General features: G+C 70.9%; 15 protein-coding genes. 3 read left to right on the top strand and 12 right to left on the bottom strand.

Annotation, left to right across the window (positions count from 1 at the left end):
- Nucleotides 1-222: 222 nt before the first annotated feature.
- From HN013_RS25950 to rpsD, 7 genes are all read right to left on the bottom strand, one after another.
- Nucleotides 223-1,050: a shikimate dehydrogenase gene (locus HN013_RS25950; RefSeq protein ID WP_171170307.1), complete on the bottom strand. Its 828-nt coding sequence runs from the start codon at nt 1,048-1,050 to the stop codon at nt 223-225.
- The gene (mltG, locus tag HN013_RS25945) at nt 1,047-2,879 is read right to left on the bottom strand and encodes an endolytic transglycosylase MltG (protein WP_171170305.1); all 1,833 of its coding nucleotides are present in this window, start codon (nt 2,877-2,879) and stop codon (nt 1,047-1,049) included. Before mltG ends, HN013_RS25950 begins: the two co-directional genes overlap by 4 nt.
- A 122-nt stretch (nt 2,880-3,001) precedes the next feature.
- Nucleotides 3,002-3,466 carry a Holliday junction resolvase RuvX gene (ruvX, locus tag HN013_RS25940; protein WP_171170303.1) on the bottom strand — a complete coding sequence of 155 codons (465 nt, stop codon included), beginning with the start codon at nt 3,464-3,466 and terminating at the stop codon, nt 3,002-3,004.
- A 2-nt stretch (nt 3,467-3,468) separates the two neighbouring features.
- Nucleotides 3,469-6,138 carry an alanine--tRNA ligase gene (gene alaS / locus HN013_RS25935; protein ID WP_171170301.1) on the bottom strand — a complete coding sequence of 890 codons (2,670 nt, stop codon included), beginning with the start codon at nt 6,136-6,138 and terminating at the stop codon, nt 3,469-3,471.
- Nucleotides 6,138-6,461: a DUF6167 family protein gene (locus HN013_RS25930; protein WP_171170299.1), complete on the bottom strand. Its 324-nt coding sequence runs from the start codon at nt 6,459-6,461 to the stop codon at nt 6,138-6,140. The genes alaS and HN013_RS25930 overlap by 1 nt, the downstream gene beginning before the upstream one ends.
- Before the next feature lie 7 nt (nt 6,462-6,468).
- Complete coding sequence (locus HN013_RS25925; RefSeq protein WP_171170297.1) at nt 6,469-6,921, bottom strand: DUF948 domain-containing protein; 453 nt, start codon at nt 6,919-6,921, stop codon at nt 6,469-6,471.
- Between the two features lie 215 nt (nt 6,922-7,136).
- Nucleotides 7,137-7,751 carry a 30S ribosomal protein S4 gene (gene rpsD / locus HN013_RS25920; protein WP_171170295.1) on the bottom strand — a complete coding sequence of 205 codons (615 nt, stop codon included), beginning with the start codon at nt 7,749-7,751 and terminating at the stop codon, nt 7,137-7,139.
- A 188-nt stretch (nt 7,752-7,939) separates the two neighbouring features.
- On the opposite strand from rpsD, the gene HN013_RS25915 reads away from it, so the two are divergent.
- Nucleotides 7,940-8,644 (top strand): DUF2470 domain-containing protein, encoded by a 705-nt coding sequence (locus tag HN013_RS25915; protein WP_171170286.1) that lies wholly within the window; start codon nt 7,940-7,942, stop codon nt 8,642-8,644.
- A 96-nt stretch (nt 8,645-8,740) separates the two neighbouring features.
- On the opposite strand, the gene HN013_RS25910 is transcribed toward HN013_RS25915, so the two are convergent.
- The 4 genes from HN013_RS25910 to HN013_RS25895 all read right to left on the bottom strand — a co-directional run bounded on the left by HN013_RS25910 (nt 8,741) and on the right by HN013_RS25895 (nt 12,881).
- Nucleotides 8,741-10,090: a replication-associated recombination protein A gene (locus HN013_RS25910; protein ID WP_171170284.1), complete on the bottom strand. Its 1,350-nt coding sequence runs from the start codon at nt 10,088-10,090 to the stop codon at nt 8,741-8,743.
- A gap of 83 nt (nt 10,091-10,173) precedes the next feature.
- Nucleotides 10,174-10,833 (bottom strand): vitamin K epoxide reductase family protein, encoded by a 660-nt coding sequence (locus tag HN013_RS25905; RefSeq protein WP_171170283.1) that lies wholly within the window; start codon nt 10,831-10,833, stop codon nt 10,174-10,176.
- Between the two features lie 58 nt (nt 10,834-10,891).
- Nucleotides 10,892-12,154, bottom strand: coding sequence for a histidine--tRNA ligase (gene hisS / locus HN013_RS25900; protein ID WP_171170280.1), 1,263 nt, complete (start codon nt 12,152-12,154; stop codon nt 10,892-10,894).
- A 10-nt stretch (nt 12,155-12,164) separates the two neighbouring features.
- Nucleotides 12,165-12,881 (bottom strand): MBL fold metallo-hydrolase, encoded by a 717-nt coding sequence (locus HN013_RS25895; RefSeq protein ID WP_171170278.1) that lies wholly within the window; start codon nt 12,879-12,881, stop codon nt 12,165-12,167.
- A gap of 201 nt (nt 12,882-13,082) precedes the next feature.
- Here HN013_RS25895 and HN013_RS25890 point away from each other — a divergent pair, with 201 nt between their 5' ends.
- Nucleotides 13,083-13,946 carry a peptidylprolyl isomerase gene (locus HN013_RS25890; protein WP_171170277.1) on the top strand — a complete coding sequence of 288 codons (864 nt, stop codon included), beginning with the start codon at nt 13,083-13,085 and terminating at the stop codon, nt 13,944-13,946.
- Nucleotides 13,947-14,188: 242 nt separating this feature from the next.
- Nucleotides 14,189-15,418, top strand: a complete 1,230-nt coding sequence (locus HN013_RS25885) for a DUF349 domain-containing protein (RefSeq protein ID WP_171170275.1) — start codon at nt 14,189-14,191, stop codon at nt 15,416-15,418.
- A 125-nt stretch (nt 15,419-15,543) separates the two neighbouring features.
- Here HN013_RS25885 and HN013_RS25880 read toward each other — a convergent pair whose 3' ends face one another.
- Nucleotides 15,544-18,081, bottom strand: a complete 2,538-nt coding sequence (locus tag HN013_RS25880) for a bifunctional (p)ppGpp synthetase/guanosine-3',5'-bis(diphosphate) 3'-pyrophosphohydrolase (RefSeq protein ID WP_171170273.1) — start codon at nt 18,079-18,081, stop codon at nt 15,544-15,546.
- Nucleotides 18,082-18,238 lie beyond the last annotated feature (157 nt).

Genomic DNA, 18,238 nt, shown 5'->3' with positions numbered 1-18,238 from the left:
GGCAGCCCCTCCAGCGTCGCCACCAGGGCCGGACCGTGTGACTCCCCGGCCGTCAGCCAGCGCAACCTGCTCAACGGAACTCCTCCTGCTCGCACCTGAAGATCATGCGGCGGCGCGACCGACCGTACTCGGCCCGCCACCCCTGATCCTCCCATGGTCCGCGCGCTTCCCGGGCGGCCGGTACCGACGGCGTGCTGTCGGGCCGCTCACCCGGGCCGCTGGTCAGCGGCTCGCCAGCGCCGCCTCGCCCGCCGCGCGCATGGCGGCCAGCGGCGCGGGGGCGTGCCCCGTCATCCGCTCGACCTGGAGCACCGCCTGGTGGACGAGCAGGTCCAGCCCGCCGAGCACCGTCCCGCCGCGGCCTGCCCAGGCCGCGGCCAGCGGGGTCGGCCACGGCTCGTAGAGCACGTCGAAGAGGGTGCCGGGCCGGTCCGGGACCGCGGACGCGAGCTCGTCCGTGGCCCCGGCCGGCGTGGTGGAGATGACCAGCGGCGCCTCGAACGCCTCGGCCGCCCGCGACCAGTCGGCGGTGCGCACCGGCACCCCGAGGCGCTCGCCCCACTCGCGCATCTCCGCGGCGCGCCCGGCGCTGCGGACGTACGCGGTGACCTCGCCGGCGCAGATCCCGGCGAGCGCGGCGAGCGCGGAGGAGGCCGTGGCGCCGGCCCCGAGCACGGCCGCCGAGGCTGCCTTCTCCACCCCGCGCTCGCGCAGGGCCGCGACCAGACCGGGGATGTCGGTGTTGTCGCCGGTCAGACGGCCGTCCTCACCGCGGACGACCGTGTTGACGGCCTCGACGGAGCGGGCCGTGCCGGTGATCTCGTCCAGCAGCGGGATGATCGCGCGCTTGAGGGGCATCGTCAGCGACAGCCCGGCCCAGTCGGTGTCGAGCCGCGCCACGAACCCGGGGAGCGCGGCCTCGTCGACCTCGAACCGGTCGTACGTCCACTCCCCCAGGCCCAGTTCGGCGTAGGCGGCCCGGTGCAGGACCGGGGAGAGCGAGTGGGCGATGGGCGAGCCGAGGACAGCCGCCCGGTGGCGTGTGGTCATTGGCCGGTCTTCCCGTGCTCCTGCTTGTACCGCTCCCGGTTCCTGTTGTGCTCCGCGTTGGTCACCGCGAAGAGCGTCTCGTTCTCGTTGATCGAGACGAAGTAGTACCAGGGTCCCGGCTTGGGTTCGAGCGCCGATTTCAGGGCGTCCATGCCGGGGTTGCTGATCGGCCCGGGCGGCAGGCCCTTGATGTTGTAGGTGTTGTACGGGTCCTTGAACTTGCGCAGGTCGTTGACGGAGCCGGTGTCCAGGGTGGACTGGCTCTTGGCGTAGTTGACCGTGGAGTCGAAGTCCAGCAGGCCGTACGTCTCCTTGTTGTCCGGCTTGAGCCGGTTGTAGACGACCCGGGCGATCTTGTCGAAGTCGTGCTTGTACTTGCCCTCGACCTGGACGAGGCTGGCGACGGTGATGACCTGGAGCGGGGACTTCAGGCCGAGCTCCTTGGCCTTGCCCTCCAGGTCCTGCTGCTCGTAGTTGGCCTTCGCCCGCTTGATCATCTGCCGGAGGATCTCGTCCGGCTTGGTGCCCTTGCCCGCGTTGTACTGCGAGGGGAAGAGGAACCCCTCCAGCGGGTCCTTGACGTTCGGGTCGGCGGTCGCCCAGTCGGGCAGGCCCAGGTTCTTCGCCTGGGCCTTGGCGACGTCCTTGGTCGTGCCCGGCTTGAGCTCCAGCTTCTTGTCGATGGAGGTGTAGACCTCGGCGGCCCGGATGCCCTCGCGGAGGGTCAGGAGGTTCTTGGTGTCCGTCATCATCGTGACGGCGGACTCGGCCGACATCTCCTTGTGCAGGGTGTACGTGCCGGGCTGGATGAGCTTGCTGCCTGCCGCCTCGGTGAACGCCCGGGAGCTCTTGACCACGCCGTTCTTGTGGAGAAGATCACCGATCTGGGTGAGACCCGTCCCCTTGGGGATGTCCACCTGGACCGAGCCCGTGCCCTCGCCCTCGTAGTCGGGCGCGGGGCCGTAGTTGGTCTGCCAGTAGTCGTAGCCGAGGTAGCCGAGGCCGCCCACGGCGCCGACCAGCACGACCGCGACGACCAGGCAGGCCGTGCCGCTGCGGCGCTTGGGCTGCTTCTTGGTCTTGCCGCCACCGCCGCGGCGGCCGCGCCGCGGCTCGTCGTCCTCGTCGGTGTCGGCGGCGCCCGGCAGGAGGTCTATGGCCGGAGACGACCGGGGCGCCGGGGAGGCCGCGGACTTCGAGAGCAGGGAGTGCTCGCCGGAGGACTCCTCCAGCCACTCCTCGTGCGGCTCCTTGGTCGGGGTCTGCTGCGGGATCCGCTGTGCCGACGGCTGCGGGTGCTGACCGGTGTCATACCCCTGCGGGTGCGGGTGCTGTCCGGTGTCGTACGCCTGCTGCGGGTGCTGACCCGTGTCATACGCACCCTGTGGGTGCGGATGCTGACCCGTGTCGTACATCTGCCCGCCCTGGGGCTGCGGATGCTGACCGGTGTCATACCCCTGCTGACCGTGGTAGTAAGGATGCTCGCCGGTGTCGTACGGCTCCTGCGCCTGCTGCGGATAGCCACTACTGCCCGCGCCGTAGTACCCGCCCTGGCCGTCGGACCCGTCCGGGTAGCCCCCGCCGGCCTGGCCGTACGGGGCCTGGGACTGGGGATGGGCCTGGGGATCGGCGTAGTGGCCGTTCCCCCCGCCCTGCCCCTGGTCCCAGCCGTACTGCTGATCGGGGAAGTGCTGCTGCTCCGGGTACTGCTGCTGACCGTAGTAAGGCTGCTGCGGCGGGTGCTGCTGACCCTCGTACCCCCGGTCCCCCTGCTGGGGGTCGCCCGGATTCCACGATTGGGAGCCGGAACCCCGGCCGTACTCAGTCATCTATCCCCTAGAGCCGCACAGCGGCAGCCGGGCACCCCGGAGGGCGCGGGTCCGATCGTCTGGTCCTGTAGGGATGGCGTTCGAACAGCTGCCATGTCGCGCGGAAGGTTACCGTATCGCGATCAGATGACCACTTCGACGGCTTCGCCCGGAGGGCGGCCCGACACTCTCTCGGTCTCCAGTGCGATCTGCAAAATGATCACGGCCGCGGCCTGGTCGACGACGGAACGGCCCTTCTTCGTGTTCACCCCGGACGCCCGCAGCCCCTGGGCGGCGGTGACCGTGGTCATCCGCTCGTCCACCAGCCGGACCGGCACCGGCGCGACGCGCCGGGCCATCTCCTTGGCGAACGTGCGGACCTTGGCCGCCGCCGGCCCCTCTCCCCCCTTGAGGGAGCGGGGCAGGCCGACGACGACCTCGATGGGCTCGTACTCCGCGACGATCGCCGCGAGCCGCTTGTGGGCCTGCGGGATGTCCCGTCCGGGCACGGTCTCGACCGGGGTGGCGAGGATCCCGTCGGGGTCGCACGAGGCGACCCCGATCCGGGCGTCCCCGACATCCACGGCGATGCGTCTGCCTCGTCGCACGGTCAGGCCGCTTCCCCGACCAGGCGCTCGACGGCGGCGACGGCCTCGTCGACGGCCTCGGGGTTCTGGCCGCCGCCCTGGGCGACGTCCGGCTTGCCGCCGCCACCGCCGCCGAGCGTCTTGGCGGCGGTGCGGACCAGGTCACCGGCCTTGAGACCGCGCTCACGGGCGGCCTCGTTGGTGGCGATGACGGTCAGCGGGCGGCCGTTGGCCACGGTGAACAGAGCGACGACGGCCGGGCGGCCGCCGCCGATCCGGCCGCGGACGTCCAGGACCAGCTTGCGCAGGTCGTCGGCGCCCGTGCCGTCCGGCACCCTGCCGGTGACCAGGGCGACGCCGCGTACGTCCCGGGCGCCCTCGGCCAGCCCGGCGGCGGCCTGGAGCACCTTCTCGGCGCGGTAGCGCTCGATCTCCTTCTCGGCGTCCTTGAGCTTGGCGAGCATTCCGGAGATCTTCTCCGGCAGCTCCTCGGGACGCCCCTTGATCAGCTCGGTGAGCTGGGCGACGACCGTGTGCTCCCTGGCCAGGAAGTCGTACGCGTCGGCGCCGACCAGGGCCTCGACGCGGCGCACCCCGGAACCGATCGAGGACTCGCCGAGCAGCTTCACCAGACCCAGCTGGGCGGTGTTGGCGACGTGCGTACCACCGCACAGCTCCTTGGAGAAGTCGCCGATGGTCACGACGCGTACCCGCGCGCCGTACTTCTCGCCGAACTCGGCGATCGCACCGGACTTCTTGGCCTCGTCCAGGCTCATGACCTCGGCGTGGACGTCGAGTTCCCGGGAGAGCACCTCGTTGATCCGCTGCTCCACGTCGGTGAGGACGGTGCCCGGCACGGCGGCCGGCGAGCCGAAGTCGAAGCGGAAGCGGCCGGGCGAGTTCTCCGAACCGGCCTGGGCGGCCGTCGGGCCGAGCGCGTCGCGCAGCGCCTGGTGCGTCAGGTGCGTGGCGCTGTGGGCGCGGGCGATGGCACGACGACGCCGGACGTCGATGACGGCGTACGCCGAGGCGCCGAGGGTGACCTCACCGACCTGTACGACGCCCTTGTGGACGTTCACCCCGGGAACGGGCTTCTGCACATCGCGGACCTCGACCACCGCGCCGTTGTCGAGCTTGATGCGCCCCTGGTCGGCCAGCTGGCCACCGCCCTCGGCGTAGAACGGCGTACGGTCGAGGACGACCTCGACCTCGTCGCCCTCGGAGGCGGCGGGCGATGGGACGCCGTCGACGAGCAGACCGACGACGGTGGCCTCGTTCTCCGTGAGGGTGTAGCCCGTGAAGTCGGTCTCGCCCGTGGTGTCGGCGACCTCGCGGTACGCGGACAGGTCGGCGTGGCCGGTCTTCTTGGCCTTGGCGTCGGCCTTGGCGCGCTCCCGCTGGTCCTTCATCAGACGGCGGAAGCCGTCCTCGTCCACGGAGAGGCCCTGCTCGGCGGCCATCTCCAGGGTGAGGTCGATCGGGAAGCCCCAGGTGTCGTGGAGCAGGAACGCCTTCTCACCGGCGAGGACCGTGCCGCCCGCGGCCTTGGTCTCGGTGACGGCGGTGTCCAGGATGTTGGTGCCGGCCTTGAGGGTCTTGAGGAAGGCGGCCTCCTCGGCGAGCGCGACGGTCTCGACGCGCTTGCGGTCCTGGATGAGCTCCGGGTACTGCTGCCCCATCGTGTTGATGATCACGTCGAGCAGCTCGGCGACGACCGGGCCGGTGGCGCCCAGCATCCGCATATTGCGGATGGCGCGGCGCATGATGCGGCGCAGGACGTAGCCGCGGCCCTCGTTGCCGGGGGTGACGCCGTCGCCGATGAGCATCACGGAGGTGCGCATGTGGTCGGCGACCACGCGCAGCGAGACGTCGGAGTCCGGGCCCGCGCCGTAGGCGACACCGGTCAGCTCGGTGGCCTTGTCGATGACGACGCGCAGGGTGTCGGTCTCGTACATGTTCCGCACGCCCTGCAGGATCATCGCGAGGCGTTCGAGGCCGAGGCCGGTGTCGATGTTCTGGGCGGGGAGGTCGCCGAGGATCGGGAAGTCCTCCTTGCCGTCGCCGGCACCCCGCTCGTACTGCATGAAGACCAGGTTCCAGATCTCCACGTACCGCTCGTCGTTGACGGCGGGGCCGCCCTCGGGGCCGAACTCGGGGCCGCGGTCGTAGTTGATCTCGGAGCAGGGGCCGCAGGGGCCGGGGACGCCCATGGACCAGAAGTTGTCCTTCTTGCCCAGCCGCTGGATGCGCTCGGCGGGGACGCCGACCTGGTCCCGCCAGATGCCCTCGGCCTCGTCGTCGTCCTGGTAGACGGTGATCCAGAGCTTCTCCGGGTCGAGGCCGTAGCCGCCCTCGGCCACGGGGCTGGTCAGCAGCTCCCAGGAGAGCTTGATCGCGCCCTCCTTGAAGTAGTCGCCGAACGAGAAGTTGCCGCACATCTGGAAGAACGTGCCGTGCCGGGTGGTCTTGCCGACCTCCTCGATGTCCGGCGTGCGGACACACTTCTGCACGCTGGTGGCGCGGCTGAACGGCGGCTTGACCTCACCCAGGAAGTACGGCTTGAAGGGCACCATGCCCGCGGGAACGAGGAGGAGCGTCGGGTCGTCCGCGATGAGCGACGCCGACGGCACGACGGTGTGCCCACGCTCTTCGAAGAAGCGCAGCCAGCGGCGGCGGATTTCAGCGGACTCCATCAGTGGTCCTCTTTCCGGGTGAGCGAGTGGTGGGGACGGTCGGTTTCGACGACGACGAGGTGCGGGCGGGCGCCGGGCAGCGCCCGGGGCTCCGGCCCGGAGGTGAGGCCGAGCGCGTCCTTGAGCGCCGCCTCACGGTGCGCCATGCCGTCGCGGACGTCGAGGGCGAAGTGCTTGACGCGGCGGCCGGCGAGCACGGCCCGGTCGGCCGCCTGGAGCGCGAGGCTCTCGGGGGTGAGCTTGTCCAGGGCGCGGTTCACCTTGGTGGTGGCCCACACTCCGGCGGCCACACCGGTGGTGAACCACAAAGCACGGCGGAACATTTCTGGGTCAGCCCTTCCCACGGGTACGACGGCTGCCGCGCCGGGCGGACGGCAGCTTCTTCCCGACGGCTCTGCCGGTGAACACGGTGGTCTCCGGCCCGGGCTCCGCGGGGGCGCCCTTGCGGCCGATCGCCCGCCGCACGCCGTAGCCGAAGGCGGCGACCTTCACCAGGGGCCCGCCGAAGGCGGAGGAGACGGTCGAGGACAGCGCGGAGGCGTTGGCCGTGACCTCCTGGACGTCCGCGGCGATCGAGTCGACGCGGGCGAGCTGGCTGTGGGCGGAGCGGACGGTCGCCGAGGCGTCGGCGAGGAGCGGCACGGCCTGCTCGGTGACGTCGGCGACCAGCTTGGTCGCCGCCTTCAGGGTCTGGGCGAGCCGCACCAGGACCAGGGCGATGAAGGACACCAGGATCGCCCAGAAGACGGCCACGAGGATCCCGGCCACCTCTCCACCGGTCACTGCACCGCTCCCTGCTCGTCGTCGCTGGTCACACGTAGAAACGTCGGGTACCGACCTTATCGCGCCGCGGGTGGCCGCCCGTACTCCGTTTCGGCCCGGCGAGCGTGCGTCCGAGCCCACCACCGTGGCCTGCGGAAACGCGACGGCCCGCCGCCTCGCCGCCACAGGGGCGGGAAGTCGGCGGGCCGTGCGGAGAAGAGGTGACGACGTCCGCGTCAGCGGGCGTAGTACTCGACGACGAGCTGCTCGTCGCAGATCACCGGGATCTCCTTGCGGTTGGGCTCGCGGTCCAGGCGGAACGCCAGCGCCTGCAGGTTGACCTGCAGGTAGCGCGGGGTCTCGCCCTCACCGGCGTAACCACCCTCGCGGGCGACCTGGAAGGGGTGCTTGGCACGGCTGCGCTCGCGGACCATCACGACGTCGTCGGGACGGACACGGAAGGACGGCTTGTCGACCTTCTTGCCGTTGACCTCGATGTGGCCGTGGACGACCATCTGGCGGGCCTGGTAGATGGTGCGGGCGATGCCCGAACGCAGGACCAGGGCGTCCAGACGACGCTCCAGCTCGACGACCAGCGCCTCGCCGGTCTTGCCCTCGGCCTTCTTGGCGCGGTCGTAGGCACGCGCCATCTGGCGCTCGCTGATGTCGTACTGCGCGCGCAGACGCTGCTTCTCGAGCAGACGGACCTTGTAGTCCGAGTTCTGCTTGCGGCCGCGGCCGTGCTCGCCCGGCGGGTAGGGACGGGCCTCGAAGTACTTGACGGCCTTCGGCGTCAGGGCGATGCCGAGGGCACGGGACTTCTTGACCTTGGGACGCGACTGGTTAGGCACGTTCTCCAGACCTCCGTTGTAGGTTAGGTTAGGCTCACCTTACTCAAGGAGATCGCATGTCTCGCCCGGGGAACACCAGTCACGTCACGGACAGCACGAAGAAGACCGACGCAACTGATGGCGTCGGAGCGACGGAGGTCCGATCAGATCGTGGTCAGCCGCGTCCCAGCGGACTTGAAACCGCCCGGATGCCGTCAGCAGCCGAGCGCACACGAACTCTCGTACAGAGTACATGCTCGGCGGTACTGCTCGTGCCCGGGCTGGGCGGCGCCCGCCCCGGCCCTCTCGCCCCCGAGGTACGGACCGTGGGTCCCGACGGCGACCTCTACCTCGTCCACCCCGCCGACTCCCCCGTCGTCCGCGCGGCCACCCACGCCCAGGACGACGACCTCCCGGCCGTGCTGGAGATCACCGACGTGGCGCCGGTCTCCGTCCCCAACCGTATCCGCGGCCGCGCCTGGCTGTCGGGCTGGCTCACCTGCGTCCCCGGCGTCACCGAGCCCGGCCGTATGATGCTGCGTCTCGAACTCGGCGACATCTCCGTCGACGACCTCTGGGGCGCCGAGCGCGTCTCCCCCGGCGACTTCGCCGACGCCGCCCCCGACCCGCTCACCGAGTACGAGACCGAGCTCCTCCAGCACCTCCACGCCGGCCACAGCGACCAGGTGCGCTCCCTCTGGCGACTCCTCGACGAACAGCGCACCGGCTCCGGCGACGCCGTCCCCCTGGCCCTCGACCGCTTCGGCCTCCGCGTCCGCTTCACCCGCGACACCGGCCCCGGCTCCCCCGTCGACCGCTCCTTCGACGCACGCTTCGAGTTCCCCGAGCCGGTGCGGGACGTGGCGGGGCTGCGGCGGGAGATGCACCGGCTGTTCGACGCGGCGGAGGGGTGAGTCAGCCCGTCCGGCGTTTGAGGACAAGCGGCGAAGCCGCTTTCACGGGGGTGGGGGCTTGCCCCCAGGAATCGGAGAGGGGGGCGGGACCGGGGCCTACTCCCCCCGCAAACGCCCCCGCACCCGCTCCACCACATCCGCGTACCGCGCCTCCGCCCCATACCGAGTCGGCTCGTAATACCGCTTCCCCCGCACCGCCTCCGGCGCATACTCCTGCGCCGCGATCCCCCCGGGCACATCGTGCGGATACACATACCCCTGCGCATGCCCCAGCTTCGCGGCCCCCTTGTAATGCCCGTCCCGCAGATGCGCCGGCACCGGCCCCGCCAGCCCGGCGCGCACATCCGCGAGCGCCGCGTCGATCGCCAGGTAGGCGGCGTTGGACTTCGGCGCCAGGGCCAGCGCGACGGCAACCTGCGACAGGATGATGCGCGCCTCGGGAAAGCCGATCAGGGCGACGGCCTGGGCACCGGCGACGGCGGTCTGCAGGGCGGTGGGATCGGCCAGGCCGACGTCCTCGCTCGCGGAGATCATCAACCGCCGGGCGATGAACCGGGGATCCTCCCCGGCCTCGATCATCCGGGCGAGATAGTGCAGCGTCGCGTCCACGTCCGACCCGCGGATGGACTTGATCAGGGCACTGGCCACGTCGTAGTGCTGGTCGCCGTCCCGGTCGTACGTCACCGCGGCCCGGTCGACCGTCTCCTCCAGCGTCTCCAGGGTGATCTCGTCGTCGCCCTTGTCGAGGGCGGCGCCCGCCGCCGCCTCCAGCGCGGTGAGCGCCCGGCGCGCGTCGCCGCCGGCGATCCGCAGCAGGTGCGCCTCCGCGTCCTCGGGGAGCGTCACGGCCCCGCCGAGGCCGCGCTCGTCGGTGAGCGCGCGGCGCAGCAGCCCCCGCAGGTCGTCGTCGGTGAGCGCCTGGAGGGTGAGCAGCAGGGAGCGGGACAGCAGTGGGGAGATCACCGAGAAGTACGGGTTCTCGGTGGTGGCGGCGATGAGGGTGACCCAGCGGTTCTCCACGGCGGGCAGCAGGGAGTCCTGCTGGGCCTTGCTGAAGCGGTGGATCTCGTCGAGGAAGAGGACGGTCTCCTTGCCGTAGCCCCCGGAGGCCCGGCGGGCGCCGTCGATGACGGCCCGGACCTCCTTGACCCCGGCGGTGATCGCGGAGAGCTCGACGAAGCGCTTGTTGGTCGCCTGGCTGACGACGTACGCCAGGGTCGTCTTGCCGATGCCGGGCGGCCCCCAGAGGATCACCGAGGAGGGCCCGGCCGGCCCGCCGCTCGCCTCCCCCACCAGTCGGCGGAGGGGTGAGCCCGGCTTGAGCAGATGGCCTTGGCCGACGACCTCGTCGAGGGTGCGGGGGCGCATACGAACGGCGAGAGGACTGCTCGCCGGGTCTTTCTCCCGGCGGTCCTCTTCTGCGGCGGTGAACAGGTCGGGCTCCACGCTCGAAACCCTATGCCACTGCACTGACAACGCCGCCGGACGCAGCTCGTCCGACGGCGTCGCAGCAGGTCAGGCCAGGTGCGTCAGGACGAGCCCGTCCAGAACGACCACCAGTTGGTGAGGATCAGCAGGCCGATGATCCCGATCCACAGCACCGGGATCACCCAGTGGAACTCCAGCACCGCGCGCCGTACCCCGTCCGGCAGCGGGATGAACCGGTGCCGGATGTTCTGCACGGTGACGTAGCAGAACATCACGATCGTGGCGACCCAGGCGAGGCAGCACCACAGGCACAGCGAGCCGATGACGTACAGCGACTCGTACTGGAGCCAGGTGCAGAAGCCGACGCCGAAGAGGGTGCCGGCCTCCATGCCCAGCCAGTACCAGCGCGGGAACCGCGAGCCGGAGAGCACCGCGAGGCCGATGGCGATGATCGCGCCGTAACAGACCAGGCCGAGCATCGGGTTGGGGAACCCGAAGGCGTGGGCCTGGTCGCTCTCCATGATGTTGCCGCAGGAGACGATCGGGTTGAGGCTGCACCCGGGGGTGAAGGTCTTGCCGACCGCCTTGGCCTCAAGGATCTTGTTCTTGTCGAGCGTGATGACCCAGGCGGCCAGCAGCCCCAGCGCACCGGTGACGACCAGCATCAGCCCGAAGGCACGACTGCCGCCCACCCCGCCGGTGGCGGGCCCGTCCCGTTCCGCGCCGTCGGTGTCGGAGCGGTCAAGAGCCGAGGTCGTCATAGCGCCGTTGATCCCATCAGTCGTCCGATGCGCCCATTCTGCACCAGGGCGCCGCCGATCAGCCCTGCCTGTCCCGGAGTTCACCCACGACGGTGTCGATCGGGACAGCGGTCTGCTCGCCGCTGCGCAGGTCCTTGAGCTGGACCATGCCCTCGGCCAGGTCCCGTTCGCCCGCGACCAGGGCGTAGCGGGCGCCCGAGCGGTCGGCCGATTTCATGGCGTTCTTCAGGCCCTTCCCGCCGAACGCGAAATCCGTGGCGACGCCCGCCCGGCGCAGTTCGGTGACCACGCCGAAGAGCACCCGGCGGGCCTCCTCGCCGAGCGGCACCGCGTAGACGTCGGTGGTGGCGGGGAGTTCGAGCTCGATGCCCTCGGCCCGCAGCGCCAGCACGGTGCGGTCGACGCCGAGTGCCCAGCCGACGGAGGGCAGGGCCGGGCCGCCGATCATCTCGGACAGTCCGTCGTAACGGCCGCCGCCGCCGACCGCCGACTGCGCCCCGAGGCCGTCGTGGACGAACTCGAAGGTGGTGCGCGTGTAGTAGTCCAGGCCGCGCACCAGCTTCTCGTCGTCCTCGAACTCGACGCCGGCCGCGGTCAGCAGCCCGCGGACCTCCTCGTGGTACTCCTTGCACGCCTCGCACAGGTGGTCGCGGAGCATGGGGGCGCCGACGAGCTGCTTCTGCACGGACTCCCGCTTGTCGTCGAGGACCCGCAGCGGGTTGATCTCGATGCGGCGCCGGGTGTCGTCGTCCAGGTCTAGGCCGCGCAGGAAGTCCTGGAGGGCGGTCCGGTAGGCGGGGCGGCATTCCTTGTCGCCGAGCGAGTTGAGCAGCAGGCGGAAGTCGCGCAGGCCGAGCGACCGGTACGCGTCGACGGCGAGGATGATCAGTTCGGCGTCCAGCGCCGGGTCCTCGGCGCCGATGGCCTCGGCGCCGACCTGGGAGAAGTGGCGGTAGCGGCCGGCCTGGGGGCGCTCGTAGCGGTAGTACGAGCCGGAGTACCAGAGCTTGACCGGCAGGTTGCCCGCCTTGTGGAGGTTGGCCTCCAGTGCGGCGCGCAGCACGGAGGCGGTGCCCTCGGGGCGCAGCGCGAGGGCTTCCTTGCCGCGCTGGGTGAGGGTGTACATCTCCTTGGTCACGATGTCGGTGGATTCGCCGACGCCGCGGGAGAACAGGTCCACCTGCTCGAACCCGGGCGTCTCCACATAGCCGTAGCCGGCGCGCCGGGCGGGCGCGGCGATGGCCTCGCGGACGGCGAGGTAGACCGCCGAGTCCGGGGGGATCAGGTCGTAGGTGCCCTTGGGGGCCTTGAAGGTGCTCACGAAAGCTTCGTCACATTCCTCGTCGCGGAGCCGGGGTGCCGGCTCCGGGGCCGCGCGTCCCGGCCACGTCCCGCAGGTACGGGTTGGTGGCGCGCTCGCGGCCGATGCTGGTCTGGGGACCGTGGCCGGAGAGGACCACGGTCGAGTCGTCGAGTGGCAGGCACACGCGGGCCAGGGACTCGAGTATCTCGGCGTGATCACCGCCGGGCAGGTCGGTGCGTCCGATGGAGCCGGCGAACAGCAGGTCGCCCGAGAAGAACACCGACGGAATGTCAGTCGTCTCAGGCAGCCGGAAGGTCACCGACCCCTTGGTATGGCCGGGCGCGTGCGCGACGGTGAACTGCAGACCGGCGAGGTCCAGCGTGCTGCCGTCGGCGAGCTCCTTGACGTCGTCCGGTTCGCCCACGGTGAGCTCGCCCAGGAGTTGGGCGCCGATCGAGCGGCCGAGCGCCTTCTCGGGGTCGCTCATCATGTAGCGGTCGGCGGGGTGGATCCACGCGGGGACGTCATGGGCGCCGCACACGGGGACGACCGAGGCGACGTGGTCGATGTGGCCGTGGGTGAGGACGACCGCGACGGGCTTGAGCCGATGCTTCCTGAGCGCGTCCTCGACTCCCTGGGCGGCCTGGTGGCCCGGGTCGATGATCACGCACTCCTCGCCGGCGGCGGGGGCGACCAGATAACAATTGGTCCCCCAGGCCCCGGCAGGGAACCCGGCAATCAGCACATTCGTCCTTAATGTCGGCCTGCATCGACACGGCAGGGATCCGGCGGGCGTGCCCGGCCGGAGAGCCGGTCACGTTTATGCCGGTTCAGAGCCTACCGGCGGCACCTCCGCCGCCGCGAACCCGTATACGGTACGGGCACGCTCGCAACAAGCGATCGGCAAGCGGTTCAGCCGGACGAGACGGCACGAGGAGACGACCCGGTGGTCAGTAACGAGCAGCGGCGGCGGCAGCTCGCACGGGAGAAGTTCGAGCGGCAGCGGCAGCGCCGCGAGGCGGAGCAGCGCAAGGCCCGCCGCCGGAACGCGATGATCGCCGCCGGCCTCGCCGTGGTGATCGCCGCCGGCGGCGCGGCGGCCGCCACGGGCGCCCTGGGCGGCGACGACAAGGACGACAAGGCGACGGCGAACGCGACCCCGAGCGATCTGCCCACCCCCTCGAAGGCCCCCGACCCGTGCGCCAAGCCCGCCCCGGGCTCCCCCGCGACGAAGACGTGGAAGTCGGAGCCGAAGATGGCGATCGACACATCGGCCTCCTACAAGATGGACCTCAAGACGACCTGCGGGACCATCGACCTCACGCTGGACGCGGCCAAGGCGCCGCACACGGTCAACTCCATGAACTTCCTGGCCGGCCAGGGGTACTTCGACCACACCAAGTGCCACCGCCTCACCGGTGACACGGCGGGCATCTTCGTCCTGCAGTGCGGTGACCCGAAGGGCACCGGCGCGGGCGGCCCGGGCTACACGCTCGCCGAGGAGAACCTCAAGGACGCGCGGCTCAAGGACGCTCCGGAACCGGAGATGAAGAAGGCCGGCATGAAGATCTATCCGGCGGGCACCATCGCCATGGCCAAGACCATGCAGCCGCACTCCACCGGCAGCCAGTTCTTCCTCGTCTACAAGGACAGTCCGCTGAAGCCGGACTACACCCCGCTCGGCACCATCGGGGCCGAGGGCATGAAGACGCTCAAGAAGATCACCGGCGCGGGTGTGCAGGGCGGCGGCCCCGACGGTCCCCCCAACGCGACCGCCGTGATCGACAAGGCGACGGTCACGAAGTCCTGACGGACTTCGAGCGGCCGGGCGGCCGAATTTCGGTCGCGCGGGATACGGACAGCCGGGCCGCCGGTCGCCTATGTTGGCGTTGTGCAGGGTGCCTGCTCCGGCGGCTGCGAGGCACCCGAAACAGCACTGACCGGCAGTCAAATGATCAAGCCGCCGACCGGCGGGGCGCGGCCCCGCCGGGACAACTGTGGACGATGCGCGCGGGCCGCGAACCGGCCCCGGCATCATGTGGAGGAGGCGCTGTGAGCAGCGACCCATGGGGCCGCGTCGATGAGACGGGGACGGTGTACGTGCGTACGGCCGACGGCGAGCAGGTCGTCGGCTCGTGGCAGGCGGGGAGTCCGGAGGAGGCTCTCGCTTACTTCGAGCGCAAGTACGAGGGCCTGGTCGTGGAGATCGGCCTCCTCGAGCGTCGGGTGAGGACCACCGACCTGTCGGCCAAGGACGCGATGACCGCCATCGATCACCTGCGGTCCCAGGTCGACGAGCACCACGCGGTCGGCGATCTGGACGCGCTGCGCGGGCGGTTGGACAAGCTCGTCGAGACCGTCGAGAAGCGCCGCGAGGAGCGCAAGGCCGCGAAGGCCAAGCAGACGGACGAGGCGCGGACGGCCAAGGAGGCGCTGGTCGCCGAGGCCGAGGAGCTGGCCGCGAGCGAGCAGTGGCGCTCGGCGGGCGAGCGGCTGCGGGCCCTGGTCGACACCTGGAAGGGCCTGCCGCGGCTGGACCGGAAGACCGACGACGAGCTGTGGCACCGCTTCTCGCACGCCCGCTCGGCGTTCTCCAAGCGGCGCAAGGCCCACTTCGCCTCGCTGGACGCCCAGCGCGAGGACGCCCGCAAGGTCAAGGAGAAGCTGGTCGCCGAGGCGGAGGCGCTGTCCGGGTCGACGGACTGGGGCGCCACCGCCGCGCGGTACCGCGATCTGATGGCCGAGTGGAAGGCCGCGGGACGGGCCCAGCGCGAGGCCGAGGACGAGCTGTGGACCCGGTTCCGGGGTGCGCAGGACGTCTTCTTCCAGGCGCGCGGCGAGGTCTTCGCGGAGCGCGACGCGGAGCAGCAGCAGAACCTGGCGCTCAAGGAGGAGCTGGTCGTCGAGGCCGAGAAGCTGCTTCCGGTCACCGACCTCAAGTCGGCCCGGGCGGCGTTCCGTTCGGTCAACGAGCGGTGGGAGGCCATCGGCCATGTGCCGCGGGACGCCCGGCCGAAGATCGAGGGCCGGATGCACACCGTCGAGCGCGCCCTCCAGGAGGCCGAGGAGGCCGAGTGGCGGCGGACCAACCCGGAGGCGCGGGCCCGTGCGGCCGGGCTCACCGGGCAGCTCCAGGACGCCGTGGACAAGCTCCAGGAGCAGATCGCCAAGGCGCGGGCGGCGGGCAACGACGCGAAGGCCGACAAGCTCTCCAAGGAGCTGGAGGGCCGCAAGGCCCTGCTGGACCAGGCGCTGAAGGGCCTGGAGGAGTTCGGCGGCTGATCGCCGTATGAGAGCGGCTGACGGTAGCCGTATGAGAACGGCTGACGGTAGCCGTATGAGAACGGCTGACGGTAGCCGTATGAGAACGGCCCCGGTGCTGAGCACCGGGGCCGTTTCCGTGTCCGCTACGGTCTGCGCGCCGACGTCACGCGGTAGACGTCGTAGACGCCCTCCACGCCGCGCACCGCCTTCAGGACGTGCCCCAGGTGCTTGGGGTCGCCCATCTCGAAGGTGAACCGCGAGGTGGCCACCCGGTCGCGGGACGTCTGCACGGCCGCCGAGAGGATGTTGACGTGCTGGTCCGACAGGACCCGGGTGACGTCCGAGAGCAGCCGGGACCGGTCCAGTGCCTCCACCTGGATGGCGACGAGGAAGACGGACGACTGGGTGGGCGCCCACTCGACGTCGATGATCCGCTCGGGCTGCTGCGAGAGCGAGTCGACGTTGACGCAGTCCGCCCGGTGGACGGAGATGCCGTTGCCGCGGGTGACGAAGCCGATGATCGGGTCGCCGGGGACCGGGGTGCAGCAGCGGGCGAGCTTGACCCACACGTCGTCCACGCCCTTGACGACCACACCCGGGTCGGCGGACGAACGCCGCTTGGAGCGGCCTCGGATGGGCGCGGACTCCTCGATGTCCTCGGTCGCCGCGTCCTCGCCGCCGAGGGCCTGGACGAGCTTCTGCACGACGCCCTGGGCGGCCACATGGCCCTCGCCGATGGCAGCGTAGAGCGAGGAGATGTCGGGGTAGCGCATCTCGTGCGCGAGGGTGACGAGCGAATCGCCGGTCAGGATGCGCTGGATGGGCAGGTTCTGCTTGCGCATCGCGCGGGCGATGGCGTCCTTGCCCTGCTCGATCGCCTCGTCCCGGCGCTCCTTGGAGAACCAGGCGCGGATCTTGTTGCGCGCGCGGGGCGACTTGACGAAGCCCAGCCAGTCCCGGGAGGGTCCCGCGCCGGGCGCCTTGGAGGTGAAGACCTCGACCAGATCGCCGTTGTCCAGAGTCGATTCGAGCGGCACCAGCCGCCCGTTGACCCGGGCTCCTATGGTGCGGTGGCCGACCTCGGTGTGCACGGCGTAGGCGAAGTCGACCGGGGTGGCCCCGGCCGGCAGCGCTATGACGTCGCCCTTGGGAGTGAAGACGAAGACCTCGTTGCGGGACAGGTCGAAGCGCAGCGACTCCAGGAACTCGCCCGGGTCCTCCGTCTCCTTCTGCCAGTCGAGCAACTGCCGCAGCCAGGCCATGTCGTTGACGGTGTCCTGGTTCTTGCCGGCGTTCTTCGGCACGTCCGTACGGATCTTGGAGGCACCGGCGACGGCCTCCTGCTTGTACTTCCAGTGCGCGGCGATGCCGTACTCGGCGCGGCGGTGCATGTCGAACGTCCGGATCTGGAGTTCGACGGGCTTGCCGCTGGGCCCTATGACCGTCGTGTGCAACGACTGGTACATATTGAACTTGGGCATCGCGATGTAGTCCTTGAACCGCCCCGGGACCGGGTTCCACCGGGCGTGGACGGTGCCGAGCGCCGCGTAGCAGTCGCGGACGGTGTCGACGAGGACGCGGATGCCCACCAGGTCGTAGATCTCGGCGAAGTCGCGGCCCCGCACGATCATCTTCTGGTAGACGCTGTAGTAGTGCTTCGGCCGGCCGGTGACGGTGGCCTTGATGCGCGCGGCGCGCAGGTCCGCCTGGACCTCGTCGGTGACGATCGCCAGGTACTCGTCCCGCTTGGGGGCGCGCTCGGCGACGAGCCGGACGATCTCGTCGTACATCTTGGGGTAGAGGATCGCGAAGGCGAGGTCCTCCAGCTCCCACTTGATGGTGTTCATGCCCAGCCGGTGCGCCAGCGGGGCGTAGATCTCCAGCGTCTCGCGGGCCTTCTTCTCCTGCTTCTCCCGCTTGAGGTAGCGCATGGTGCGCATGTTGTGCAGGCGGTCGGCGAGCTTGATCACCAGGACCCGGGGGTCCTTGGCCATGGCGACGACCATCTTGCGGACGGTCTCGGCCTGTGCTGCCTCGCCGAACTTGACCTTGTCGAGCTTGGTGACGCCGTCGACGAGCAGGGCGACCTGGTCGCCGAAGTCGCGGCGCAGGGTGTCCAGGCCGTACTCGGTGTCCTCGACGGTGTCGTGCAGCAGCCCGGCCATCAGCGTCGCCGGGTCCATCCCCAGCTCGGCGAGGATGGTGGTGACGGCGAGCGGGTGGGTGATGTACGGGTCGCCGCTCTTGCGCTTCTGCCCGCGGTGCCAGCGCTCGGCGACCTGGTAGGCGCGCTCGATCTGGCGCAGCGTGGAGGCGTCGGCCTTGGGGTCGTTCCCCCGGACGATGCGGAGCAGCGGCTCCAGGACGGGGTTGTACGGGCTCTGCCGCTGGACGCCCAGCCGGGCGAGGCGGGCGCGGACCCGGCTGGAGGAGGCCGAGCGGGCGCTCGGCGGGGGCGTGGGCCGGGGGCCCGAGCCCTCCTTGACCAGGTCGGCACCGGGGGCGGGGGGCGGAGTGGCGGCGGGCTTCCCGGGCTCGGGCGCGCCCGTGCCCTGCGGGCGGCCCGTGGGCTCGGGCGGGCCCGCGGCCGCCGCGCCCTCCGGTGCGGGCTGGTCGGGCTGTGCCGCTGGGGTTCCCCCCGGACGGAGTCTGGGGGAGAGCGGCTGGGCCTTGTCTGGCAAGAGCACTCCTCATGCGGGGTCCGGCCCCCGAGCAGGTCCGGACTGCCATGGTATCGATCCAGGCCGTGAAGCTGCCTCCCGCCCGGTGGCGTCAAGGACGCACGCAGCGGGCCCCGGGGTTCTCCCCCGGGGCCCGCTGCGTGTTCCCGAACCGGTC

The organism is Streptomyces sp. I05A-00742 (assembly GCF_013055795.1).
Classification (GTDB): Bacteria; Actinomycetota; Actinomycetes; order Streptomycetales; family Streptomycetaceae; genus Streptomyces.
Note: the sequence above shows the minus strand (reverse complement) of the source record. Positions and strands in the feature narration are given on the sequence as shown.